Below are 20,854 nucleotides of genomic sequence, written 5' to 3' on the forward strand. Positions count from 1 at the left end.
ATGAATCACTCGATGAGCGACAGGCTCCGGCTTGCCCGGGAATTTGCAGGCTACAACAGCGCGCGTTCGGCAGCGTTGGCGATCGGCATCAATCCCTCGACCTATGGCGCCCATGAGAACGGACAAAACAACTTCAAGCCGCGAGATGCTGAACTTTACTCGTCCGCCTTCGGAGTGTCCGCGAGTTGGCTGCTGACAGGCGTGCCCATTGAGCCAAGCGACAGACACGCCCAGATGGGCATGGTTCGGGCTATCGGTCGGACACCGGCAGATGAGGCAGACGACGAGAGCCGACTGTTCGTGGACGGCGAGTTTGTGCAACCTCCTCCGATCTCTGAGACACCGATCGGGTGGCGCGGTGCCCGCGACCGAGCCGAAGAGCGTGGGGCTGTTGCTGCGTCGGAGCCGAGGACATTTGCAGACGGGCGTGAGAGCGGAAAGATCGCTGAGATAGACCTTGTCGCCGGCATGGGTGGAGGCGGGCTTGCCGCTACAGAGATTTCTACGGCCAACGGCATTTCGTTTCAGTCCGAAGTGGTAAGGGCTCACTGGGAGATGCCGTCCTGGGTCCTCAGCAAGCTAAACGTTCGGGCCCACAACGTCGCCTGCTTCCCCTGTCAGGGCGACTCCATGTCCCCCACGATAAGCGACGGCGACGTGATCTTCATCGACACCCGTCATCGGGTCCCCTCGCCGCCAGGAATTTATGCGATCGCCGACGAGTTTGGCGGGGTCGTAGTGAAAAGACTTGAAGTGATTTCAAAGCCTCGAGACGAAGATGTGATGGTGCGTGTCTCGTCCGACAACCCGCATTACCGGGACAAGGAGTTGCTGCTCAATGAGATCAGCATACTGGGTCGCTATATCTGCCGCGTTGCTTTCTAGCGCAGCAATCGCTTCAGACGGACGCTACGAGGCCGCCCGGAGAACCGGGCTTGAGGTCGCCATCAATAGCGCCCCGTTCGTCGGCAAGGAGATAGAGGCCCTTTGCTTCGCAATCGAGGTTGATGTCACTGCAATCCAGTGCGCGGTCCTCAACGAGGTCGACGAGGAGTCCGGACGCGCGATGTATTTCCTTGAGCAGATCGACCCGAAAGCCGGGGCGGATCTGGTGACCGAATGCGGGAACGGCCGCCTCCCATCAGGGACAGTGAGACCGAGCTGTCGGCTCTACCTCAAAGCCACAGTGAATGAGAACGGCCATCTCTTCGCTCTCGGATATGAACAGGCTGAAGTTCGGGAATAGCACAAGGGGCACTCGTGGCAGACCATGCATTTGGCAACGTCTCTACCGATCTGAAGCTGACCAAGATCGAGGAATACCTGAAGGCGTTCGCTACGGCGCTGCGGCCGCAGTTCTCCGAGTTGTGGTACATCGACGCTTTCGCTGGGACTGGCGAGCGAGTGGTGAAGCAGCAAGCTACACCGGATGATTTGCTTCCCGGGCTCGAAGAAAAGATCGAAAGACGCCGTGGATCAGCCCGGATTGCGCTCGACGTGCAGCCAGCGTTCGATCGCGTCGTTTTCATGGAGAAGAAGAGATCTTACTGCAAAGCCCTTGAGGGCTTGCGGGAGCAGTATCCGGGGCGCCAGATTGACATTGTCAAAGGTGACGCCAATGAGGCTGTTACATCCGCTATCCGAGACATTCGCTGGGCCGGCAAGCGGGCAGTCATGTTTCTCGACCCATATGGGATGGAGCTGAATTGGACCACGCTGGAAGAGATCCGCGCCACTGAGGCCATAGATGTCTGGTACCTGGTTTCTCTGGCCGGCCTGTTCAGGCAAGCGACGCTGGACCCTACGAAGCTAGATGAGAAAAAGCGGGCGGCTATCACCCGAATGCTTGGCACCGACGAATGGTTTGATGCCTGGTACGACTCACCGCAGAAACAAGATCTTCTGGGCGTCTTCGATGAAGTCCATCAACGCACTGCAAACGTTGAGCAAATAGAGAAATTTGTCGGGGATCGCCTTGGGAAGCTGTTTCCCAAAGTCCTCAAGCCGCTTCGACTGAAGAATGGACGGGGCGTCCCAATGTTTTCGCTCTTCCTGGCAATCTCGAACCCTGCTCCGAAAGCGATCGGGCTGGCCACCAGGATTGGCAATAGCATCCTCAAGCCATAACAGCGGCTTGAGGCATCTCATCCCAGGTCCGGCCACGATATGACCTGCCTGCAGCTTTTTTGTTCTTCCCGCCCCACTGCTTGAAGAAGAACGCTGACCCTGCTTCCTCGCACATATCGAAGATCTCGTCGATCCAAGCTGGATCCATTGCTCTGGCACCAGGTCCGCTCTCACCGCCGACGATCGCCCATTGGATTCCGTCGAGCCGACCGGCGGAAACTGAGCCGATCAGGGGCTCAAACGAGACGAAGCGCACAGCTGCAGGGACGGCGCGCAGCTCGTCGAGGCGATGAATGACCTTGCCATCTTCAACACTGGTGCCCAGCCAGACGTTCGGCAGGACGGAGAACCCATCCGACAGGATTTCGGCCATTCGGTCCGGCCGCTTCGTCAGGATCTGGTAGGTATGACGCTTGGTTGCGGACATCACATCCCAAACTTTGCGGATGAAATCCACCGGGACATCCGGGTGGAAGAGATCTGACATCGAGTTTACGAAAACGTTCCTGGGTTTCGACCAGCTGGCTGGGATCTCAAGAGCCTTGTCGTCGAGATATAGATCACCGGTCCACTTCGCCCTGCCGCCGCTTTTCCGCGTCAGTCCGCGGTACTTCTCGACACCCATGGCCTCGAGGCGCGCGGCCATCCGCATCGCGTAGCAGTTCGTGCAGCCCGCGCTCATGATGCTGCAGCCGGCAACCGGATTCCAAGTCGCGTCTGTCCATTCGATAGAGGTATCAGCCATGACGATTCTCCTGAATCTCAATGTCTCTGATGAAGGAGACATCATTAAGGTTGAGTTAAACTGGAGGTTTTGAAGGATGGTGAGGGAGGGTTCCGGTCAAAGCTCCCCCCTCCCCCTCAGGAAACCCCAAGGAGGAAGGAGGAGCGCATGACACATCCTGAAGGCCGGAGCCGGGATGGGACACGTGTCAGGACGCCTCTCAGCAATCCGTCCTCATTTTCTGGCAGCACAGTAGGACTTTCGCTCCCCGCGCCCGCAGACGAACCAGTAAGGGATTTGCACCCTGTACCTGCGACTTGGACTTGCAAGGGATTGATGGAACTGAGATTCGCTGATAGAACGAATCCCGAACATGCCACGTTCAAAGCTTGCAAGGCCTCCAGGGTTTTCCTCGGAGGCCTTTTTATTTGCTCCACCTTCCGTGTTTATGTCAACACGATTTCTGCCAATAAACATTTTGTGTGTTGACACGTAACATGGTCATTGCTACGTTCTGAAAATCGAACGGAGCAGTGGCATGAGCAAGAACAAGGCTTCCAAGCCCGAAATTCAGCAGGTCCGTGCAGCGCTATCGCTGGCATTCCCGGAGTGCATCGCCCGCAAAAGCGGCAAGAAGAAACCCCTCAAGATTGGCATCCGTCAGGATCTCATGGCTGCAGCTCGGGATCACTTCCCTACGCTGTCTCGCCGACTGATCGACGCCTTCCTCCGCGACTACTGCGGTGGTCCAAACTATCTGAAGTCCGTCATCAAGGGCGCCGTGCGGGTGAACCTGCAAGGCAGCTTTGCCGGGTTCGTCTCCGCTGATGAGGCCCTGTTCGCTCACGAATGCCTACGCCGGATCAACGTCCGCGAAGCCCAGATCAAGGCGAAGCGTAAGAATCCCGACATCGGAATGCAGCAGGCGTCCCTCGCGGCCGACCAAGCCCTGTCCCGCGCCGAAGTTTTGATGCGCCTCCGCGCTGAACTCAAACGTCTGCAGTCCGGTCAGGAGCAGTCCGCGATGTCGGACGACAGCTACTTCACGTCCGGCCGCAAGCGGATGCGGGATAACGAGATCGAAGCCGTGCGCGCGCAAATCAAAAAGGTCGAACGTGCGGAGGAAGCGGCATGACCCCGTCCCTCCAAAAGCACAGCCGGCTCGACGAGCTTGAATGGCTGATCTGCAACGAGACCGACCGCGCCCAGCGCGCTGCCGCCATCACCGAATACCACAATCTCTACGAGGAAATTCATGGACGCGGATCCAATCACGGAAGCCGGGAAGCATGTGTACGGGCAATTCCGTCGCATCAGTGACCCGAACGAGTTGGACCGCCGCTGGTCCAACCTGAAGCCACAGGTGCGCAGTTACTTCATCGAAGAAGCCCGCGCAGCAATCACAGTCTTTCTCCAGATCACAGGACGCTGAAATGAGCGACGAACTGATTGTCATCGAGCGCGAAGACGCTCTCAAAGCCTTCACCGACGAGCAGGCCTTTGAGGCCATGTTCACCTCGATCAAGGCGCTGGCCGAGGAAGTGAAGCCAGACCTCACCTCCGCCAAGGGCCGCAAGGAACACAAATCGTTCTGCTTCAAGATCCGGAAGACCAAGGCCCGTATTGACGATGTTCGTACCGACCTCACCGAGGATATGCGGAAGCAGATTTCGGCGATCAATGCCCGTGGCGCCGCCATGGTCGAGCGCCTCGAGGAGCTCCACACCACGGTTCGCCAGCCCCTCACGGACTGGGAGGAGGCGGAGAAGCTCCGCGTCGAAACCATCCGGAAGACGATCGAGGATGCCCGTTCGCTCGGCCAGGTCCGCTTCGGTGAGACCTCCCGGCAGATCCAGGATCGGATGGACAAGCTCCCTACCCACGACCTCGACTGGTATGCCGAATTCAAAGACGAGGCTGATCTCGTCATCCAAGCTGCGTTCAACGGTCTTTCGATTGCAAAGACCGCCGCACTCAACGCGGAGAAGGAAGCGGCCGAGCGAGAGGCAGAACGTGCCGAGCTCGCCCGCCTGAAGAAGGCTGAGGAGGAACGGCTCGCGAAGGAACGCGCTGCGGAAGAGGAGCGCAAGGCCGAGGAAGCACGTCGCGATCAGGCGCAGCGTGAGGCGGATGAGAAAGTTGCGGCCGAACGGGCGGAGGCCGAACGCAAGCAGGCCGAACTGCAGCGCCAGCTTGACGAGGCAAACCGCAAAGCTGCCGACGCCGAGAAAACTGCGAAGGAAGCCCAGGAGCGCGAGGCGAAGGCCGTTGAGGACGAACGCCGCCGGCAGGACGAGGAACGCGCTGCTGAAGAACGTCGGGTCGAGGACGAGCGCATCAAGGCTGAGCAACAGGCCGAGGAGGATCGGAAGATTGCTGCGGAACGCGATCGGCGCGCCGCTGCAGCAGAAGCCTGCATCGAGGAATCGAAGGCAAAGGCCGTCCAAGCTCTGTTCCCGTTCATTCAGAGCGCTGACGTCTGCCGGCAGGTCGTTGATGCCATCGCTGAGAAGACGATCCCGCATCTCGTGTTTGAGGCATGACCATGCTGGAAATCATCGAATGGGACGGGACCGTCATCAATGAGCCCGGGCTCTACTCCGGCATCCCGCTTGAGACCTATCACAACGACCAGAGCCTCCTCCCCGGCCCCTCTGTCTCCAAGTCCTCCCTGAAGGCTATCGCTCCTCCCGATGGTAGCCCGAAGCAGTTCTGGCAGACATGGGCCGGGAACCCCCGGCGAGTGAAGTCGAAGTCCTCCAAGGCGATGGACTTCGGCAAGGCCGTCCACGCCCTGATCCTTGGGGACGAAGTCTTCGACGAGAAGTTCATCATCCGGCCCGAGAAGGTCGAGGGCGAGACCTACCACGGCCAGAAGACGGTCTGGAAGCGCTGGTACCGGGAGCAGGAACAGGAAGGCCTCACCGTTATCACCGAGGAGCAGATCGAGCAGATCCGCCTCATGGCGGAAGATCTCGCCCAGCACCCTCTGGTCATCGCCGGCGGCCTCAACGGTCAGGTCGAAGTCTCAATGTTTGCCAAGGATCCGGTGACCGGGATCTGGCTAAAGTCACGCCCGGACAACCTCGCGGCCGACGGTGTCTATGTCGACCTGAAGACTGCTGGATCTCTGGACCAGCAGTTCCTCGAACGCCAGTTCCACGATGCCGGCTACTACCTACAGCCTGCGATGACGAAGATGGTCTGTGACCTCCTCGGCATCCCATTTGCCAGCTTCACCTTCCTCTACACCCTGACCGATGGGTACGCGGACTCCGATTTTCGCGTCGCCTACGAGGGCGACATCCTCCTGGGTGAGAAGGTGATCCGCTACGGCCTCTCCAAGATCCGGCACGGACTCGCTACCGGCGAGTGGCCTGGGATCAGCACCTACGCCCGCGAAAACCTTCCGATCGGGATGAACGATTGGTCGCGGAAGCGCATCGAAACCGCCCTCCAGCAAGAAGGATTCAGCCTGTGAACGAACTGGCCACATACCAGGAGCGCGGTATCAGCGCTCGCCCCAGCACCTTGATGGACAAGGAGACCTTTCAGCAGATCGCGGAGATCGCCTCCATTATGGCTTCCGCCTCGCTGATCCCGGAGAGCTTGGCTTACGAGGGGTCCGGGGACAAGAAGAAGCCCCTGGCACCCGAGACTGTCCGCGCCAACTGCTTCTTGGTCGCGAACCAGGCGGTGAACTGGGGCATGGACCCCTTCGCGGTGGCGCAGTGCAGCTCGGTTGTTCATGGGCGCCTGATGTTCGAGGGCAAGCTGGTTTCCTCCGTCATCGAGGCCAAGCTCGGCATCAAACTGGTCCATACCTACGGCAAGTGGGACCCGGCAAAAGAGGCCTGCATTCTTGGCGAGGACGGAACTGGCGATGCCCTCGCCATCCGGATCGGTGAAGGACGATACAACGAAGACGGCGTGGCAGTGTTCACCGGGCGGTTCGTCGACGGGCACGTCGGGGGATGGAAGACGACAGGGGCCAACACCCCTTGGCGCGTCGGCCGCAATCGCGTGATGCTGGTCTACCGCGGCACCCGGGAGTTCGCCCGCATCTATGAACCCGGCGTCATGCTGGGGGTCATCACCGAGGATGAATACGATCCTGCTTACAACGCCCGCGACATCACGCCCGCCGCCCCCACGGCAGGCGCCGGCCAGTCCGTCATCGATCGCCTCAAGGCCAACCAGAGCAAGAACGCCGACGGCTTCGATCCGGATCGCGTCAACAAGGATCTGAATTCCGCTGCGCCGCCGCGCAGTGGTGAGGAGGTGGCAGGTGATGGCACCTCCGCCAATGAGGTGGAGGCTGCCCCCACGGCTTCCACCTCGGTTGACTCCGGCCCTGCCCCCGAGGCCGGCAAAGGTGGAGAGGGAGCCGATGTTGCAGTCGGTGAGTCTTCGGCTCCCTCCGAACCTGATGGGAAGCAATGGTTGCTCGATGTTGCCGGCATGCTCTGGGCTGCCACGAACTTCAACGGTGACCAGGAACTGCTGAAGTCCCAGAAGAAGATCGCGATGGACTGCTACGATCCATCCGGCATCCCTAAGCAGTTCCGCGACAAGGCGAACTCTGCGTTCAACCACTGCATGTCTGTAGTGGCGGGTGAAGTCGAGCCTTCCGATGGGCTTGCCATCGTTGCCGGAATCGTGGGCGTCGAGGAGAAGGTGCTCGTCGAGCGCTCCGGGAGGAAGGCATGATCCTCCTCGCCCTCTCGTTTGCTGCTTGGCTGACCTGCGCTTTTACCGGCTTCATGTCGCTCGCCTCCCTGCTGTTGGTGAACGCCAAGGAAGCGGACAGGGAACTCCCGCGCGGCGTCTATCTCGGCCTCGCGCTGGTGGCCGGCAGGGTGTCCTTCTACCTCTTCCACAATCTCGGAGGGCCGCGCCAATGGTGACCGATCGCACCCAGGTGCTGGGGGCCATCGTCGCCTCAGCCAGCATGCTCAACCTCCACCCCGCTGTCACCGAGGAGATGAAGATCTCCGACTTCAGTGGCGACAGCCTGGAATATCTCGAGCTTCTGCTCGGAGTTGAGATGGAGCTCGACCTCGACAAGGAGGTCCCCGATGCCAACGCTCCTGCACGGGAGGCAACTGTCGGCGAACTGGCCGACTGGATCGTGGGGGTGGTCAATGGCTGACCCTCTTGCGATCGCCGAGGCGCTCGCCCAGCGCCGCCCCAACATGCGCCTGGAGAAGGCGCTGGTGGAGATCAAGCATGAGATGCGCCGTGAGGCGGTTCTCGAAGATCTCCGCGCCCCTGTCGCCGCCTTGGTGCCGGCTTCACCGTCCGCAGTTGCCCGCGTCGCAGCAAACCTGCGGGAACTGGCCGACAAGCTCGAGGGGAAATCCTGATGGCTTTTGAGATCCGCAAGCAATCGATGACGCCGGTCCCGAAGGCGAAACCGAAGAAGCGGGGCGACTACCTCGACTTCATCCGGTCCCTGCCCTGCGCAGTTTCCGGCCGGCGGCCTGTTGAGGCCGCTCACCTCTCCACGGCGAACCCTCCGATGGGACACTACGGAAGGGGCAAGGGAACGAAGGCGCCTGACAGGTGGGCGCTCCCCCTGCATCCCGATCTTCATCGGGAGCAGCACCAAGGAAACGAACTCGGCTTCTGGGCGCGCCACGGCGTCGATCCCCACACCCTGGCCCTCTCCCTGTTCGGGGTCTGGTCCGATCACGGTGAAGACGCTGAGCCGTATGCCGTTGCCATTATCAACCAGCACCTCGCGATGCGGGGCAAACTTCCGACGAGGGAGCTATGAGCAAGACACCTGAAGCGCCGGAGCTCACGAAGTTCCGGATCCACATGCAGGCAGACCAGGTCGACGTCGAGGCTTTGACCGCGTCCGAGGCGCGGGAGAGAGCAAAGGCCCTTCGCCCCGGCGCCATCATCACCAAGGTCAAGGTTCTGAAGGAGCAGGAAGCATGAAGATCAACAGGATCGACGGGCCTGAGCCGCATCGCGAGGGCGAATATGGGTGGTGCTACCTCGTCGGGTGCAATGAGGTTACCTCAATCGAGGAGCAGACCGAAAACCTCGGCAGCTACGGCATCACCTGGTTCATCGTGAAGCGCGGCGAAGATGCCGTTGCGAAGATGAACGCCCTGCACGTCGCTCATGTCGGCTTCTTTCCGGCGGAAGGCGGTGGAGCATGACCCACATTTACCGCAAGGGTGACATCGTCACCGTCCATGCGACGATCGCCGATGACGAATACCAGGGAGATGACAAGGTCTGGGGCGATGGTGGACCCAAGGTCAGGCTCGAGCTCGTCGGCCACTACGAGAAGCTGTTCGTCCCCAAGACCAGCGTTCAGCTCGTCACCCCTCATTTCAACGTCGGCGATCGTGTCGGTTTCAAGCTGGAAAACGAAGAGCCCAGTCCTCAAGGCAAGGTGAAGGCTGTAGTCGACGGCTACGTCTGGGTGAAGCTCGACAACGAAGCCATGCAGACGTTTCCAGCGAAGGACACGGTGCTCCTCGATAACGAGCAGGTGACATCATGATCCCTTACCCACTCCAGTGGCCGGACACGATGCCTCGCTGGTCGAAACCGCGTGAACCCGGGAACTTCCGCACCGGCCTCTCGGCTGCGATCAAAAACGTGCAGGGCAGCTTGAAGCTTTTCGCATCGGACAGCGGCAAGCCCCTCACCGGTGCCGTAATCTCCAGCAACGTGACCTTGGGCGTCGACAAGCCAAGCGATCCCGGCGTGGCGGTCTGGTTCACCTGGGATGGCCTGACGCTCTGCATTCCGGTGGATCGATACAGCAAGGTCGAAGCGAACCTGCAGGCGATCCATCACATCGTCGAGGCCCGTCGCACCGAGCTGCGCCACGGAACGCTGGCGCTGGTCAAAGCCACATTCACTGGCTTCACTGCGTTGCCGGCTCCCGGAGGCGTAGTCAGGCGGACGTGGCGGCAGGTGTTCATGGTTTCGGCCAACGCCACTCTGGACCGACAAGAGATCGACCTCCTGTATCGGGAAATGGCTCGCGATTACCACCCCGACAAGCCGGACGGTTCCCACGAAAAGATGTCGGAGCTGAACCGCGCCCGCGATGAAGCACTCAGGGAGATCGACCAGTGAGCAAGATCGCCAACACCCCCGCGTTTCCGATCCAGAACGCCCAGTACACCGACGCCTATGGCGGCCATCCTGGGATGACGCTTCGCCAGCACTACGCCGGTCTGGCCCTTCAGGGCATCCTGGCTGGAAGGTTCGCAGACACCATCCCTCACGATGACATCAACGGTGGCGGAGATGCTGCTTTCTTCGCCAAGCAATATGCTGACGCTCTCATCGCCGAACTCGAGAAGGAGAACACTGATGCTTGAACCAGCTATCACCGTGAACGGCACATCACTGACAGAAGCCCAAGCTGTGGTCGTGAGGGTCGCGGTGACAGATTTCCAATCGAGGATGTCTGAACCGGGCGCACTTGGCCGCGACGTGGTGGGCGAGGATATCCGTCGCGGATATCAGGAGCGCTCAGGCGAGGTTCTTCGGGTTATGCTGCCCCCACCGCCCTCAACACATGTGGTGGGTAACCCTAAATGATCATCTCAGATCGACCCATTGCTCATCCCGGTCAGCTGACCCGATCGTCAAGTCTGGTAGATTTTCTCAATCTCATCGCGCCACCGCTGGAGTTGGCTCAAGAAATCTCGACTATCATTCGCCAGTCCAATGCATTGGGCTCGTATTCCTTGATCATACTTTGCGGGAGCATGATTAGAGTTAGGATATTGCTCAGGAAATCCGCTGTCCCTGTCGGGGAAGTTTTGAAGCAGCTCTTCAAGCTGTCGACGGTAGAGCACAAACGAGACTTCAAGCTCCGCATCAAAAAGCCCCCTCTCCAGGTCGCCGATTGTCTCAATCCGATCGAAGAGGCGCGACGCGGAACGAAGCAAAGAAAGATAAGTGGTGCAAGCCTCGCGCGACCAACCGTCCACGCTGTTCGGCAGCTCGAACTCGTCGAATTCGCGGGAGCGTTCGGCTACGTAATTCAAGCGAAGAGTCAGATCGTTTGCCATGCGGCTGATGGCAAAAAGATCGCGGCGCTGGCTAAGAAACATCTGTTCCCGGTGGCGTCTCTCCTGAGACGCTTCGGCAACTGCCGACTGACTGACAGCAATCGCAGCGGCAAACACAGCCAGCATGCCTGCGATCAGCGACTGGTAGTCGTAGATGAACTGCCCCCAAACGTCATCCCGCCCGCCGAAAATAGCTGGGAGCAGCAAACAGACGAACGTCAGCAGACTACCTGCAACAATCACCCTGGTCAGAGTCCATCCCATCGCGGCCTCCTCCTTGTATATTCCGAGCATTATTTGGGGGGATCACTTCCTTTCGAGAGAAAGAAGCTCGATCCTGAAAAGAATCAAGAACACGCCGAGGGCGAGAGCCGCCTTGACGTCAACAAAAGTCGCAACGCCGTAGACAATGCCGCCAACGAGCAAAGCGCTAAAAAACTTCCGATCACGTCCGTCCACGTTGAATCTCCCAGCCACCCAATATCTCGGCACGTTCGCAACTTTCTAGCGAACCTTCAAGACGTCTGCATGGGCGACGGAATGTCAGGCAGCTCCCGTCGGAACCCCGACGTGGGCCTGATGGGGCTATTCACCCAAGCGCAGGAGATCCTTTTCCCTGAAACCACGGGGGGCTCGGAAGGATGAGACGAGCTGAAAGCTACTCCCCGGTAATTTTTAGGTACTCTCTTACGGCCGATGCCTTGAGGGCCAACTCATCGACAACACGTTCGAACCCGTTGCTGCCATCATGGGTAGTGATGTTCTTCTGGCTTCGCATGTATTGGCGCATGTCGTCGGAGTTGAAATCCGGACGGCGGACTATGGTTGAAAGCGCTCTAAAAAAGCGTTCCTCGTCAAGCGGATGGTTGGTGTGCCAAGTCTCAACTTTCAAGAAACTGTCCATAGCGTCGTACACTATCAAGCCCTCCTGTGCCGGTTTGGTTTCTACCCCAACTGAACACGGGATTTCAGTTGGCGCAACCCAATCGCTACAATCGAGGATCGCAGCATGAGCGACCGCAGCAATCGCCGCGAGGTGCGCAACCCCGTCCTGTCCCTGCCATCAGTGAAGCGGCTCGACGAGCTTTCACCGGAGGCCCGGGCCGTCATCGCCGACATACTCGGCGACTTGGTCATCGACGCCAGAACCAGAGCGCAGCAGAGCTGGGCGAAGAACAAAGGTCCGATGGCGGCATACTGGAAGGCGGTCGGTGCATACGCCCATCACTTCCGCCGCGTTGTCCGATGCCCACCGCCCCAACCGAGGGCGGCGGTGTTATTCGAAACGGAGAACCGACCTGAAGGGCACGGTATCGAGCACATCTCCGTCCTCAGCAGTGATCTCGAAACTCTGAGCGTCAATAACTTCGTCGGTAAGGACCTTCTCGGAAATCATCTCGCGAGCAGCCAGGACGGCTTCATTGTGGGCGACGTCAAGCGAGGGAAACTCCAAACCCATCGGGTCCTCCTCGAAAACATCGTGTCGTCGGACGTGGAAATAGTATCTGGGCATGCTGCCTCCGTCGAACTGTCACCTTCCAACAGAAACGAGGCGCCGAGGTTCCAATCATCACCCCTGCCGCCCGCTCAACGGGAGGGGGGGGCCGAGCCTCTTGGCTCCCCAGCCTGTGGAAACAATGTGGATAGAGCACCATGAGCCGAGCCCGCACTTACACCAAGACGGAAATCTCCGATGCTGCGGCCGCCGCAGCAATGCACAACGTTCGGGTGGTGATGCACCCATCAGGCGAAATCGAATTCGCCCCGAAGAGCTTCGCTGTGGTCGATCGAGAAGAAGATACAGCGGAAAAAGCTTGGAAGGACTGGGAGAATGGAAGGAAAGCTCGTGGGCGTCCATAAGGTTGATACGAAGCTGGCTGACGGCACCCCGGTTACTTACTACTACGCATGGCGGGGCAAAGGTGCCCCCCGGATCATGGCAAAGCCTGGGACAAAGGCATTCACCCAAGAGTTCATCCGCTTGACACGGGACCGGCCCACCAGTGCGGCAACCGAGGGGACAATTGGGTCCCTGATCGATGAATTTCGCGCAACGGCGAAATACAAGGCGTTGGCCGCGTCCACTCGTAAGGACTATGAGCGCATGTTCGGGCTAATCAGAGAAGACTTCGGCTCTCTTATTGTTTCCGCCGTGGAAGCCCGTGGAAGCCGAAAGAGGTTCCTGGAGTGGAGAGACACCATGAAGGACGCTCCACGCTCCGCTGACATGCATCTAGGCTTGTTGGCGAGGGTCTTTGCGTGGGCGAAGGATAGCGAGATCATCCTGCGCAACCCGCTCGAACGTGTCGAGAAGCTTCACGAGGGCAGCCGGCGTGATACCGTCTGGAGCCTTGACCAGATCAACAAGATCCTGACCGAAGGCGCACCGCACATCAGGGACGTGGCCTGCATGGCACTCTGGACGATGCAGAGACAGTCGGATCTGTTGACGATGCCAACACTGGCCTTTGACAATGAGCGGGTGTCAATCCGACAGCAGAAGACGGGGGCCCGGGTAAGAATCACGGCGGCAACGGATATCCTGCCGATCTTGAGAAAGGCGAAGGAGGAAGGGCGCCAGAGGGTGCTTGTGAACTCCTACGGCCAGAACTGGACCTCGAGCGGGTTCAAGGCATCGTGGCGCAAGGAAATTGCGCGACTGGGGATTTCGGGCGTGACGTTCCATGACCTCAGAGGGACGGCAATCACATACGCCTATGCGATGCTGGACCGGCCACATGGCGAAAAGATCCAGCTCATTGCCGAGATCTCTGGGCATTCCAGGGAGGATGCAGAGGGGATCATTCGGCGGCACTACCTGGCAGGACAGGAGGTGGTTGACGCCATCAGCCGCGGGACAAAGTGAGCACAAACTGTAAAACGCGCGACACGCGGTAAAACGCCATCCATTGGAGGAATGGCGCATAGTATGAAGAATAAGGGATTTGTGGTGCCCCCGCCAGGGTTCGAACCCGGGACCCCCTGATTACAAATCAGGTGCTCTACCAACTGAGCTACAAGGGCAGTGAGGCGTCTTTAGGCGGAAATAGGTTTGTCGTAAAGCAAAAAATCGACGGACGGTTAGCGTGTATGGTGAATGGCGTTCACGAGGTTCTGACGGCCGAGACCCCATGGGGCGAACCGTTTGCGGCTGCAAATGACTTGTGGTTACAGGCATTTGTCATGTACCACTGGCGCCTGTTCCACAAGGGCCTGCCATGTCGCGTACGTTCCGGTCGCTGTCCTTCATCGCTTCCAACACCGAAGAAGCGCAAGCTTCGCGGCAGGAGCTGATTCGCACCTATGGCGATACCGACACGCGCGATGCCGACGTGATCGTCGCGCTCGGCGGTGACGGGTTCATGTTGCAGACACTGCACGATACGATGAACAGCGGGAAACTCATCTACGGAATGAACAGGGGGTCCGTCGGCTTCCTGATGAACGACTATGCCGTCGAGGGGTTGCGCGAGCGAATTGCCGAAGCGGTCGAGAATGATTTCCATCCGTTGCAGATGACCACGGAAAATGCCGACGGCTCCACCTCGTTTGCACTTGCGATCAACGAGGTGTCGCTGCTTCGGCAGTCCTATCAGGCGGCAAAGCTCAGGGTGCTGATCGACGGGCAGGTGCGGCTCGAAGAGCTGATCTGCGACGGGTTGATGGTGGCGACCCCGGTCGGCTCGACCGCCTATAATCTTTCGGCCCACGGCCCTATCCTACCGCTCGAGGCGCCGCTTCTGGCACTGACGCCGGTCAGCGCCTTTCGTCCGCGCCGCTGGCGGGGCGCGCTCTTGCCGAACAAGGTGACGGTCGTGCTGGAAGTGCTGGAGCCGGAAAAGCGGCCGGTCAACGCAGTTGCGGATCATTATGAGGTGAAATCCGTTCTGAGGGTGGAGATCCGCCAGTCCGAGGATACGACCGCGCATATCCTGTCCGATCCCGATCGGTCCTGGTCGGATCGCATCCTTGCCGAACAGTTTTCCGATTGAGGTGTCGATGAAGCGCATTGCCGTCAGCCTGATTGTTTTCCTCGCCGCAGCATCCCTTTCGCGGGCGGAGGATATCGACCAGCTGCCAGTGACGGCCACGTTTGTCGTGAGCGGCGGTTACTGGGAAGGCGGCGTCGACGGCGCGCCGGGCGCCAAGGCCGGGGATGCGGCAAACGCCTCCGCCAATGGCCGCGGCTATTACAAGCTGGTCGCGATCCGCCAGCCGGACCGGACAGCGCGCGTCTATCTCCAGATGATCGCCGCAGAAGAGAGCGGGCCGCGGCTCGTCGAAAGTGTCGAACTGGAAGAGTTCACGGCAATCAAGCCTTATGTCACGGGTATCCAGCCGGAGAGTACCAGCGGAGTGTCCGGCACGCCCGGCTTTATGGCGACGGTCTATCTGCGCACCGACCCGACGCGCGATCCGGTCGAGGAATGGACGGTGCTGATTGACGAACTCGGCGATATCAGGGTCGAGCGGGCGAGCAACTGAAGAGTCCCCCCGGCCCGGCCTTTGATCGCACACCGCGATCGACCCTGACAGACGAAAGGCGGCATGTCCCGGGACACGCCGCCTTCTTACTTAGATCTACCGCCGCCTGAGGATCAGTCGATGTCCGACACTTCCGAGGCCTTGCCGCTGATGCGGTGGGCAAGGGCTGCTTCCATGAACGGGTTCAGCTCGCCGTTCAGCACGCTATCCGGATCGGTGCTTTCAACGCCTGTGCGCAGGTCCTTGACCAGCTGGTAAGGCTGCAGGACGTAAGAGCGGATCTGGTGGCCCCAGCCGATATCCGTCTTCGAGGCGGCTTCGGCGTTGGCAGCGGCCTCCCGCTTCATCAGTTCGGCCTCGTACATGCGGGCACGCAGCATTTCCCAGGCCTTGGCCTTGTTCTTGTGCTGTGAGCGTTCCTGCTGGCAGGCGACCACGATGCCGGTCGGGATGTGCGTGATACGGACGGCCGAGTCGGTCGTGTTGACGTGCTGGCCACCGGCGCCCGACGAGCGATAGGTGTCGATGCGGCAGTCGCTTTCGTTGATCTCGATGTTGATCGAGTCGTCGACGACTGGATAAACCCAGATCGACGAGAAGGACGTGTGACGACGGGCGTTCGAATCATAGGGCGAGATGCGGACCAGGCGGTGCACGCCCGATTCGGTCTTCATCCAGCCATAGGCGTTGTGGCCCTTGACCAGGATGGTCGCAGACTTGATGCCGGCTTCTTCACCGTCATGCACTTCCAGCACTTCGACCTTGAAGCCCGAGCGCTCGGCCCAGCGGGTGTACATGCGCAACAGCATGTTGGCCCAGTCCTGGCTTTCCGTGCCGCCGGCGCCGGAATGGACTTCGATATAGGTGTCGTTGCCGTCAGCCTCGCCCGACAGCATGGCCTCAACCTGGCGGCGGGCTGCTTCCGTCTTCAGCGCCTTGAGCTGGTCCTCGGCATCCTTGATGACCGATTCGTCGCCCTCTTCCTCACCCATCTCGATCAGTTCGATGTTGTCATTCATCGCCTGTTCGAGACGCTTCACCCCGGCAATGCTGTCATCCAGTTGCTGACGCTCGCGCATCAGCTTCTGGGCTTCCTGCGCGTCGTTCCAGAGGTTCGGGTCTTCGGCCTTGTTGTTCAACCAGTCCAGTCGTCTTATCGCCTGGTCCCAGTCAAAGATGCCTCCTCAGCAGGGTTATGGCCTGCTTGATTTCGTCGACTACGTTCTCGATTTCATTCCGCATAAGTCTGGTTCTCAACCTCGATAAAGTGCGTCTCGATGAGAGACAGGGCAAAAACTGGACCCTCGAATAGTTGCGCCGGCCCCTGATGTAAAGAGCCGGCGCGGAGGGACATGGATGGTGTCAGGTCAGAAGAGGCCGCCGGCACCCGAGGTCACGGCCTGGTTCGCCTGGGGCGAGGCCTTCAGAATTTCCTCCGGCGGTGCATAGCCGTCCATGCCGATGACCGAGAGCGAATCCGCCGGGCCCGTACCGGGCTTGAAGGCTTCGATGATCGTGTCCGGCTCGCCTTCGAGCGCAAACATGCCGGTGGTGCGGTTGACCGGGATGAAGCTCATGCCGGCCGGCACGAAGAACTTGCCGGGCGGGGTATTTGCCGTTGCCATCTGCATGAAGTCGTTGAAAATCGGTGCGGCCAGAGCACCACCCGTTGAGCCGCGGCCAAGCGGTGCCGGATTGTCGAAGCCGATATAGACGCCTGCGACGAGGTCGGGCGTGTAGCCGACGAACCAGGCGTCCTTTTCGTCATTCGACGTTCCGGTCTTGCCGGCGACCGGACGGTCGAGCTTGATCTTGCCGGCGGCGGTTCCGCGCGTCACGACACCTTCCATCATCGAGGTAATCTGGTAGGCGGTCATCGGATCAAGGACCTGCTCGCGATTGTCGACGACCGCCGGCTCTTCCTGGCCGTTGTAGGTCTCGGCGTTACAGGCTTCGCAGATCCGGTCTTCGTGGCGGAAGATGGTCTTGCCGTGACGGTCCTGGATGCGGTCGATCAGCGTCGGCTTGATCTGCTTGCCGCCATTGGCGAAGACCGCATAGGCGGAGACCATGCGCAGCACCGTGGTTTCGCCCGAGCCGAGCGACATGGCGAGCACCGGGTTCATCTTGTCATAGACACCGAAGCGTTCCGCATATTCGGCGACCAGGTTCATGCCCATGTCGTTGGCAAGCCGCACCGTCATCAGATTGCGCGACTTTTCAATGCCCATGCGCAGGGTCTGCGGGCCGGCGGAACCGCCGCCATAGTTCTGCGGGCGCCAGACCTGGCCACCGGAGACGAATTCGATCGGCGCATCGAGAATGACCGAGGCCGGGGTGTAGCCGGTGTCGAGTGCTGCCGCATAGACGAAGGGCTTAAAGGAGGAACCGGGCTGGCGCATGGCCTGGGTGGCGCGGTTGAACTCCGACTGCGAATAGGAGAAGCCGCCGGAAATCGCCAGCACGCGACCGGTATGCGGGTCCATGGCAACGAGGCCGCCCTGGACTTTGGGCAACTGGCGCAGGCGATAGGAATTGCCGTTCGGCTCAAGCGCCTCGACATAGACGACATCACCAGGCTTCAGCACACCCTGGGGCGACTTCGCAGACTTGCGATCGCCGCTCGCGGAGCGGTAAGCCCATTCCATATTGTCGGGCTCGATGCGGCCACGCGTACGCTCGGCCGCGACCTTGCCGCCACCTTCCTTGGAGGGCTGAAGGCCGATGTCGACGCCATCGGACGACACGTCGAGAACAACCGCTACCTTCCACTCGGGAACGTCGGCCAAGGTCGGGATCTCGGCGAGCGGTACGCCCCAATCGGGCGTCAGCGGGATCTGCTTGAGCGGGCCGCGATAGCCACGGCGCTGGTCATAGGTCAGGAGCGTCGACTGCAGCGCCTTGCGGGCGGCGACCTGCATGTCGGGATCGAGCGAGGTGCGGACAGACAGGCCGCCTTCGTACAGAGCCTTGTCGCCATACTTTTCGATGATCTGGCGGCGGACCTCCTCGGAGAAATAGTCCGAGGCGAAGAGATAGGAACCGGTGCGGCGGATCTTCACGCCCAGTGGCTGCTGCTTCGCGCTCTCACCCTCTTCCTTGGTCACAAAGCCGTTCTCGACCATGCGGTCGATGACCCAGTTGCGGCGCTCGATGGCGGCAGCCTCGCGGCGGAAGGGATGATAGTTGTTCGGGCCCTTGGGGAGCGCCGCGAGATAGGCGGTCTCGGCGACGGTCAGTTCCGTGACCGACTTGTCGAAATAAGTGAGTGCTGCACCGGCGATGCCATAGGCATTCATGCCGAAGAAGATCTCGTTCAGATAGAGTTCGAGGATCTTGTCCTTGGAGTAGGTCTGCTCGATGCGGAAGGAGAGGATCGCTTCCTTGATCTTGCGGTCCATGGTCTGGTCGGCGCTAAGCAGGAAGTTCTTCGCAACCTGCTGGGTGATGGTCGAGGCGCCGACGGGGCGGCGGCCGGAGCCGAAGTTCTGCAGGTTGACCAGGATGGCGCGACCGAGACCATAGATATCGACGCCGGGGTGATTGTAGAAGTTCTTGTCTTCGGCGGAGAGGAAGGCTGCCTTTACGCGATCCGGGATGGCCTGGATCGGCAGGAAGAGGCGGCGTTCGCGGGCATATTCGGCCATCAGCGCGCCGTTGCCGGCATGGATGCGGGTGGTGACCGGCGGCGCGTAGCTTGCCAGAACCTCGTAGTTCGGCAGGTCCTTGGTCATCCCGTTCAGATAGATGGCCACGACGACAGCCAGGCCGAGCGCCAGCACGGACGCCAATCCGAAGAGATATCCAATCAGTCTGATCATGTTCCGCTACCGGCTATGGCTTCAGGGTCAGCGCGCCGCGAAAAGCTTCGCACACCCCGTGGCGTTTTGCACGTCATGCGATGGTTGGCAAGACATGCGAGGCACTCGCACGGTCAAAGCGATTCGAGGCGCGGTGGACCGTGAGACACGAGCGTTCGAGTAACGGGCACATTGTGAGGAAAATAGGGCCGATTCAAGGATCTGCCACCGGCCTCAACAGCTTACACGCCAGTGTGACCTATCCGCCATTGGCGACGAGCGGCGCCCGGTAGCGCCTGACGGCTTCGACCAGTAGATCTGCGACCTTCTCGCGCCAGGCCGGATCGAGCAGCAGCTTCTCGTCATCCTTGTTGGACAGGAAACCGAGCTCCAGCAGAATGGACGGCATGTCCGGCGCCTGCAACACCCGGAAACCGGCGTGGCGATGGGGATTGTTGATCAGCGAAATCTGCCCTTCGAAGGAGCCGACGACGGCCTGGGCGAGCGAAATCGAGAAGGCCTGGGTTTCACGACGCGTGAGGTCGAGCAGGATGTCGTTGACCTCCTCCGTCTCGGCCGGCATCTCGACGCCGCCCAGCGTGTCGGAGAAGTTTTCCCGCTCGGCAAGTTGGGCCGCCATATGGTCGGACGCCTTGTCGGAGATCGTGTAGACGGTCGCACCCCGGATGTCGCTCTGACGTAGCGTGTCGGCATGCAGCGAAATCAGAAGCTGGGCGCCCTTCTGGCGGGCCACGACGACCCGTTCGGAGAGGGAGAGGAAGCGATCGGTATCGCGGGTGAGAACTGTGCGGATACCGGGCTCGCTGCCGAGCTTGTCGTGCAGCACCTTGGCGAAGGCAAGCGTTATGTCCTTCTCAGCGGTCTTGCTGGTGGCACCCGTCGCGCCCGTGTCGATGCCACCGTGGCCGGCGTCAATGGCGATGACGAAGTCGGAGGCAGCCGAAGCGACGGGGAGTTGGGCGGGGTCGATCGGGGGTGACGGAGCTTCGGCGGGCGTCCAGGCCTGGGCCGCCACGAGGGCTGCGAAGTCCTGCTGCGGCACCAGTTCCGCATCGAGGACCAGACGATATCCTTTGCCGTCTTCATTCTCCACTGCTTCCGCGGTGACGAGACGGGCCGGCCGGGCGGCGGTCAGGACCAGACGGGCGGAGGCGTCATCCATGGAGCCGTAGCGGATGTCGCTGAACAGGCCTGTCGGGGCCAGTGTCTCTGCGGCAAAGCCGAAGGCAGTCGCGGGCAGGTCCACGACGATGCGGTCGGGGCTTGCGATATAGCGGATCTCGAATTCGGGCTTCTGATCGAAATCGATGACGATACGGGTGCGGGCATCGTCACCGGCAATGCGTGCGGCATAAGCGAGCAGCTTTTCGGTGGGCGCGTCCGTCGCAGATGCGAAGGCAGGCCCCTGCCCTGCCAGAACCAGCGCCACGAGCCAGAGGATCGCCAGGACGATTCGGGCCATCGAGGCGGCTCCCTTGCCGTCGGCGTGCAGAAATTCGCTGTTCAAAACCCGTCCCCATCGCGCGGAACAATCGCTTGTGATCGATGTCACATTCGCGCCCCTTGCGCCGTTTCATCCGCTTGCATGCCGCCTGTGTCGTCTCCATGACCAAATCATGACGGAAAATCTCGTCATGTGACCT

30 protein-coding genes and 1 tRNA gene are annotated in these 20,854 nt (G+C 60.4%); 22 read left to right on the forward strand and 9 right to left on the reverse strand.

Going from position 1 to position 20,854, the window contains the following annotated elements:
* The 3 genes from ASE36_RS00355 to ASE36_RS00365 are packed head-to-tail and all read left to right on the forward strand — an operon-like array spanning position 1 to position 2,127.
* The gene (locus tag ASE36_RS00355) at positions 1-885 is read left to right on the forward strand and encodes a S24 family peptidase (protein WP_062611222.1); all 885 of its coding nucleotides are present in this window, start codon (positions 1-3) and stop codon (positions 883-885) included.
* Complete coding sequence (locus ASE36_RS00360; protein WP_156378530.1) at positions 839-1,246, forward strand: hypothetical protein; 408 nt, start codon at positions 839-841, stop codon at positions 1,244-1,246. Before ASE36_RS00355 ends, ASE36_RS00360 begins: the two co-directional genes overlap by 47 nt.
* A 14-nt stretch (positions 1,247-1,260) precedes the next feature.
* A complete protein-coding gene (locus ASE36_RS00365) occupies positions 1,261-2,127 on the forward strand; it encodes a three-Cys-motif partner protein TcmP (RefSeq protein WP_062274360.1) in 867 nt (288 codons plus the stop codon).
* Here the strand turns inward: ASE36_RS00365 and ASE36_RS00370 are convergent.
* Complete coding sequence (locus ASE36_RS00370; RefSeq protein ID WP_062274363.1) at positions 2,117-2,872, reverse strand: DUF5131 family protein; 756 nt, start codon at positions 2,870-2,872, stop codon at positions 2,117-2,119. The genes ASE36_RS00365 and ASE36_RS00370 overlap by 11 nt on opposite strands.
* Before the next feature lie 517 nt (positions 2,873-3,389).
* On the opposite strand from ASE36_RS00370, the gene ASE36_RS00375 reads away from it, so the two are divergent.
* The 15 genes from ASE36_RS00375 to ASE36_RS00435 all read left to right on the forward strand — a co-directional run bounded on the left by ASE36_RS00375 (position 3,390) and on the right by ASE36_RS00435 (position 10,429).
* The gene (locus tag ASE36_RS00375; protein WP_062274365.1) at positions 3,390-3,986 is read left to right on the forward strand and encodes a ProQ/FINO family protein; all 597 of its coding nucleotides are present in this window, start codon (positions 3,390-3,392) and stop codon (positions 3,984-3,986) included.
* The gene (locus ASE36_RS22455; RefSeq protein WP_156378531.1) at positions 3,983-4,171 is read left to right on the forward strand and encodes a hypothetical protein; all 189 of its coding nucleotides are present in this window, start codon (positions 3,983-3,985) and stop codon (positions 4,169-4,171) included. Before ASE36_RS00375 ends, ASE36_RS22455 begins: the two co-directional genes overlap by 4 nt.
* Before the next feature lie 113 nt (positions 4,172-4,284).
* Positions 4,285-5,394, forward strand: coding sequence for a hypothetical protein (locus ASE36_RS00380; RefSeq protein WP_062274368.1), 1,110 nt, complete (start codon positions 4,285-4,287; stop codon positions 5,392-5,394).
* Positions 5,395-5,396: 2 nt separating this feature from the next.
* Positions 5,397-6,332 carry a PD-(D/E)XK nuclease-like domain-containing protein gene (locus ASE36_RS00385; protein WP_062274370.1) on the forward strand — a complete coding sequence of 312 codons (936 nt, stop codon included), beginning with the start codon at positions 5,397-5,399 and terminating at the stop codon, positions 6,330-6,332.
* Positions 6,329-7,561: a hypothetical protein gene (locus tag ASE36_RS00390; protein WP_062274373.1), complete on the forward strand. Its 1,233-nt coding sequence runs from the start codon at positions 6,329-6,331 to the stop codon at positions 7,559-7,561. The genes ASE36_RS00385 and ASE36_RS00390 overlap by 4 nt, the downstream gene beginning before the upstream one ends.
* Positions 7,558-7,758 (forward strand): hypothetical protein, encoded by a 201-nt coding sequence (locus ASE36_RS00395; RefSeq protein ID WP_062274375.1) that lies wholly within the window; start codon positions 7,558-7,560, stop codon positions 7,756-7,758. Before ASE36_RS00390 ends, ASE36_RS00395 begins: the two co-directional genes overlap by 4 nt.
* Complete coding sequence (locus tag ASE36_RS00400) at positions 7,752-8,003, forward strand: hypothetical protein (RefSeq protein WP_062274378.1); 252 nt, start codon at positions 7,752-7,754, stop codon at positions 8,001-8,003. The genes ASE36_RS00395 and ASE36_RS00400 overlap by 7 nt, the downstream gene beginning before the upstream one ends.
* Positions 7,996-8,217, forward strand: coding sequence for a hypothetical protein (locus ASE36_RS00405; protein WP_062274381.1), 222 nt, complete (start codon positions 7,996-7,998; stop codon positions 8,215-8,217). The genes ASE36_RS00400 and ASE36_RS00405 overlap by 8 nt, the downstream gene beginning before the upstream one ends.
* Positions 8,217-8,630 (forward strand): DUF968 domain-containing protein, encoded by a 414-nt coding sequence (locus tag ASE36_RS00410; RefSeq protein ID WP_062274383.1) that lies wholly within the window; start codon positions 8,217-8,219, stop codon positions 8,628-8,630. Before ASE36_RS00405 ends, ASE36_RS00410 begins: the two co-directional genes overlap by 1 nt.
* Positions 8,627-8,797 carry a hypothetical protein gene (locus ASE36_RS22460; RefSeq protein ID WP_156378532.1) on the forward strand — a complete coding sequence of 57 codons (171 nt, stop codon included), beginning with the start codon at positions 8,627-8,629 and terminating at the stop codon, positions 8,795-8,797. Before ASE36_RS00410 ends, ASE36_RS22460 begins: the two co-directional genes overlap by 4 nt.
* The gene (locus ASE36_RS00415; protein WP_062274386.1) at positions 8,794-9,024 is read left to right on the forward strand and encodes a hypothetical protein; all 231 of its coding nucleotides are present in this window, start codon (positions 8,794-8,796) and stop codon (positions 9,022-9,024) included. The genes ASE36_RS22460 and ASE36_RS00415 overlap by 4 nt, the downstream gene beginning before the upstream one ends.
* The gene (locus tag ASE36_RS00420) at positions 9,021-9,374 is read left to right on the forward strand and encodes a hypothetical protein (protein WP_062274390.1); all 354 of its coding nucleotides are present in this window, start codon (positions 9,021-9,023) and stop codon (positions 9,372-9,374) included. Before ASE36_RS00415 ends, ASE36_RS00420 begins: the two co-directional genes overlap by 4 nt.
* Complete coding sequence (locus ASE36_RS00425; RefSeq protein WP_062274393.1) at positions 9,371-9,958, forward strand: molecular chaperone DnaJ; 588 nt, start codon at positions 9,371-9,373, stop codon at positions 9,956-9,958. Before ASE36_RS00420 ends, ASE36_RS00425 begins: the two co-directional genes overlap by 4 nt.
* Complete coding sequence (locus ASE36_RS00430; RefSeq protein WP_062274396.1) at positions 9,955-10,206, forward strand: hypothetical protein; 252 nt, start codon at positions 9,955-9,957, stop codon at positions 10,204-10,206. Before ASE36_RS00425 ends, ASE36_RS00430 begins: the two co-directional genes overlap by 4 nt.
* Positions 10,199-10,429, forward strand: a complete 231-nt coding sequence (locus tag ASE36_RS00435) for a hypothetical protein (protein ID WP_062274400.1) — start codon at positions 10,199-10,201, stop codon at positions 10,427-10,429. Before ASE36_RS00430 ends, ASE36_RS00435 begins: the two co-directional genes overlap by 8 nt.
* A gap of 47 nt (positions 10,430-10,476) precedes the next feature.
* Here the strand turns inward: ASE36_RS00435 and ASE36_RS00440 are convergent, their stop codons facing one another.
* The 4 genes from ASE36_RS00440 to ASE36_RS23235 all read right to left on the reverse strand — a co-directional run bounded on the left by ASE36_RS00440 (position 10,477) and on the right by ASE36_RS23235 (position 12,418).
* Positions 10,477-11,169 carry a hypothetical protein gene (locus ASE36_RS00440; protein ID WP_156378533.1) on the reverse strand — a complete coding sequence of 231 codons (693 nt, stop codon included), beginning with the start codon at positions 11,167-11,169 and terminating at the stop codon, positions 10,477-10,479.
* A 42-nt stretch (positions 11,170-11,211) separates the two neighbouring features.
* Positions 11,212-11,364: a hypothetical protein gene (locus ASE36_RS22465; protein WP_156378534.1), complete on the reverse strand. Its 153-nt coding sequence runs from the start codon at positions 11,362-11,364 to the stop codon at positions 11,212-11,214.
* Positions 11,365-11,563: 199 nt separating this feature from the next.
* A complete protein-coding gene (locus tag ASE36_RS00445; RefSeq protein WP_156378535.1) occupies positions 11,564-11,821 on the reverse strand; it encodes a hypothetical protein in 258 nt (85 codons plus the stop codon).
* A 360-nt stretch (positions 11,822-12,181) separates the two neighbouring features.
* A complete protein-coding gene (locus ASE36_RS23235) occupies positions 12,182-12,418 on the reverse strand; it encodes a DUF6894 family protein (RefSeq protein ID WP_062274408.1) in 237 nt (78 codons plus the stop codon).
* Between the two features lie 140 nt (positions 12,419-12,558).
* On the opposite strand from ASE36_RS23235, the gene ASE36_RS22470 reads away from it, so the two are divergent.
* Both ASE36_RS22470 and ASE36_RS00455 read left to right on the forward strand, forming a co-directional pair.
* Complete coding sequence (locus tag ASE36_RS22470; RefSeq protein WP_156378536.1) at positions 12,559-12,765, forward strand: hypothetical protein; 207 nt, start codon at positions 12,559-12,561, stop codon at positions 12,763-12,765.
* On the forward strand, positions 12,737-13,771 hold the full coding sequence (locus ASE36_RS00455; protein WP_062274411.1) for a tyrosine-type recombinase/integrase: 1,035 nt from the start codon (positions 12,737-12,739) through the stop codon (positions 13,769-13,771). Before ASE36_RS22470 ends, ASE36_RS00455 begins: the two co-directional genes overlap by 29 nt.
* 82 nt (positions 13,772-13,853) lie before the next feature.
* Here ASE36_RS00455 and ASE36_RS00460 read toward each other — a convergent pair.
* Positions 13,854-13,929, reverse strand: a tRNA-Thr gene (locus ASE36_RS00460).
* A 194-nt stretch (positions 13,930-14,123) separates the two neighbouring features.
* Here ASE36_RS00460 and ASE36_RS00465 point away from each other — a divergent pair.
* Together ASE36_RS00465 and ASE36_RS00470 are read left to right on the forward strand one after the other, a co-directional pair.
* Positions 14,124-14,897 (forward strand): NAD kinase, encoded by a 774-nt coding sequence (locus ASE36_RS00465; protein WP_062274413.1) that lies wholly within the window; start codon positions 14,124-14,126, stop codon positions 14,895-14,897.
* A gap of 7 nt (positions 14,898-14,904) precedes the next feature.
* Positions 14,905-15,390, forward strand: a complete 486-nt coding sequence (locus tag ASE36_RS00470; protein WP_062274416.1) for a hypothetical protein — start codon at positions 14,905-14,907, stop codon at positions 15,388-15,390.
* 113 nt (positions 15,391-15,503) lie between these two features.
* Here ASE36_RS00470 and prfB read toward each other — a convergent pair.
* From prfB to ASE36_RS00485, 3 genes are all read right to left on the reverse strand, one after another.
* Positions 15,504-16,632, reverse strand: a protein-coding gene (gene prfB, locus ASE36_RS00475; RefSeq protein WP_162244198.1) for a peptide chain release factor 2 whose coding sequence is annotated in 2 segments (ribosomal slippage) — positions 15,504-16,562 and positions 16,564-16,632 — 1,128 coding nt in all. Because the reading frame shifts where the segments join, the coding sequence is not laid out codon by codon here.
* Positions 16,633-16,757: 125 nt separating this feature from the next.
* On the reverse strand, positions 16,758-19,211 hold the full coding sequence (locus ASE36_RS00480; protein WP_062274422.1) for a penicillin-binding protein 1A: 2,454 nt from the start codon (positions 19,209-19,211) through the stop codon (positions 16,758-16,760).
* Positions 19,212-19,449: 238 nt separating this feature from the next.
* On the reverse strand, positions 19,450-20,673 hold the full coding sequence (locus ASE36_RS00485; RefSeq protein WP_062277773.1) for an N-acetylmuramoyl-L-alanine amidase: 1,224 nt from the start codon (positions 20,671-20,673) through the stop codon (positions 19,450-19,452).
* Positions 20,674-20,854 lie beyond the last annotated feature (181 nt).

The sequence above is a fragment of the Rhizobium sp. Root274 genome, assembly GCF_001429245.1.
Classification (GTDB): domain Bacteria; phylum Pseudomonadota; class Alphaproteobacteria; order Rhizobiales; family Rhizobiaceae; genus Allorhizobium.

Coding starts and splice junctions, on each gene's coding strand:
- ASE36_RS00355 (WP_062611222.1), top strand. CDS start 1: ATGAATCACTCGATGAGCGACAGGCTCCGGCTTGCCCGGGAATTTGCA.
- ASE36_RS00360 (WP_156378530.1), top strand. CDS start 839: ATGAGATCAGCATACTGGGTCGCTATATCTGCCGCGTTGCTTTCTAGC.
- ASE36_RS00370 (WP_062274363.1), bottom strand. CDS start 2,872: ATGGCTGATACCTCTATCGAATGGACAGACGCGACTTGGAATCCGGTT.
- ASE36_RS00375 (WP_062274365.1), top strand. CDS start 3,390: ATGAGCAAGAACAAGGCTTCCAAGCCCGAAATTCAGCAGGTCCGTGCA.
- ASE36_RS22455 (WP_156378531.1), top strand. CDS start 3,983: ATGACCCCGTCCCTCCAAAAGCACAGCCGGCTCGACGAGCTTGAATGG.
- ASE36_RS00380 (WP_062274368.1), top strand. CDS start 4,285: ATGAGCGACGAACTGATTGTCATCGAGCGCGAAGACGCTCTCAAAGCC.
- ASE36_RS00385 (WP_062274370.1), top strand. CDS start 5,397: ATGCTGGAAATCATCGAATGGGACGGGACCGTCATCAATGAGCCCGGG.
- ASE36_RS00395 (WP_062274375.1), top strand. CDS start 7,558: ATGATCCTCCTCGCCCTCTCGTTTGCTGCTTGGCTGACCTGCGCTTTT.
- ASE36_RS00400 (WP_062274378.1), top strand. CDS start 7,752: ATGGTGACCGATCGCACCCAGGTGCTGGGGGCCATCGTCGCCTCAGCC.
- ASE36_RS00405 (WP_062274381.1), top strand. CDS start 7,996: ATGGCTGACCCTCTTGCGATCGCCGAGGCGCTCGCCCAGCGCCGCCCC.
- ASE36_RS00410 (WP_062274383.1), top strand. CDS start 8,217: ATGGCTTTTGAGATCCGCAAGCAATCGATGACGCCGGTCCCGAAGGCG.
- ASE36_RS22460 (WP_156378532.1), top strand. CDS start 8,627: ATGAGCAAGACACCTGAAGCGCCGGAGCTCACGAAGTTCCGGATCCAC.
- ASE36_RS00415 (WP_062274386.1), top strand. CDS start 8,794: ATGAAGATCAACAGGATCGACGGGCCTGAGCCGCATCGCGAGGGCGAA.
- ASE36_RS00420 (WP_062274390.1), top strand. CDS start 9,021: ATGACCCACATTTACCGCAAGGGTGACATCGTCACCGTCCATGCGACG.
- ASE36_RS00425 (WP_062274393.1), top strand. CDS start 9,371: ATGATCCCTTACCCACTCCAGTGGCCGGACACGATGCCTCGCTGGTCG.
- ASE36_RS00435 (WP_062274400.1), top strand. CDS start 10,199: ATGCTTGAACCAGCTATCACCGTGAACGGCACATCACTGACAGAAGCC.
- ASE36_RS00440 (WP_156378533.1), bottom strand. CDS start 11,169: ATGGGATGGACTCTGACCAGGGTGATTGTTGCAGGTAGTCTGCTGACG.
- ASE36_RS23235 (WP_062274408.1), bottom strand. CDS start 12,418: ATGCCCAGATACTATTTCCACGTCCGACGACACGATGTTTTCGAGGAG.
- ASE36_RS22470 (WP_156378536.1), top strand. CDS start 12,559: ATGAGCCGAGCCCGCACTTACACCAAGACGGAAATCTCCGATGCTGCG.
- ASE36_RS00455 (WP_062274411.1), top strand. CDS start 12,737: ATGGAAGGAAAGCTCGTGGGCGTCCATAAGGTTGATACGAAGCTGGCT.
- ASE36_RS00465 (WP_062274413.1), top strand. CDS start 14,124: ATGTCGCGTACGTTCCGGTCGCTGTCCTTCATCGCTTCCAACACCGAA.
- ASE36_RS00470 (WP_062274416.1), top strand. CDS start 14,905: ATGAAGCGCATTGCCGTCAGCCTGATTGTTTTCCTCGCCGCAGCATCC.
- ASE36_RS00480 (WP_062274422.1), bottom strand. CDS start 19,211: ATGATCAGACTGATTGGATATCTCTTCGGATTGGCGTCCGTGCTGGCG.
- ASE36_RS00485 (WP_062277773.1), bottom strand. CDS start 20,673: ATGGCCCGAATCGTCCTGGCGATCCTCTGGCTCGTGGCGCTGGTTCTG.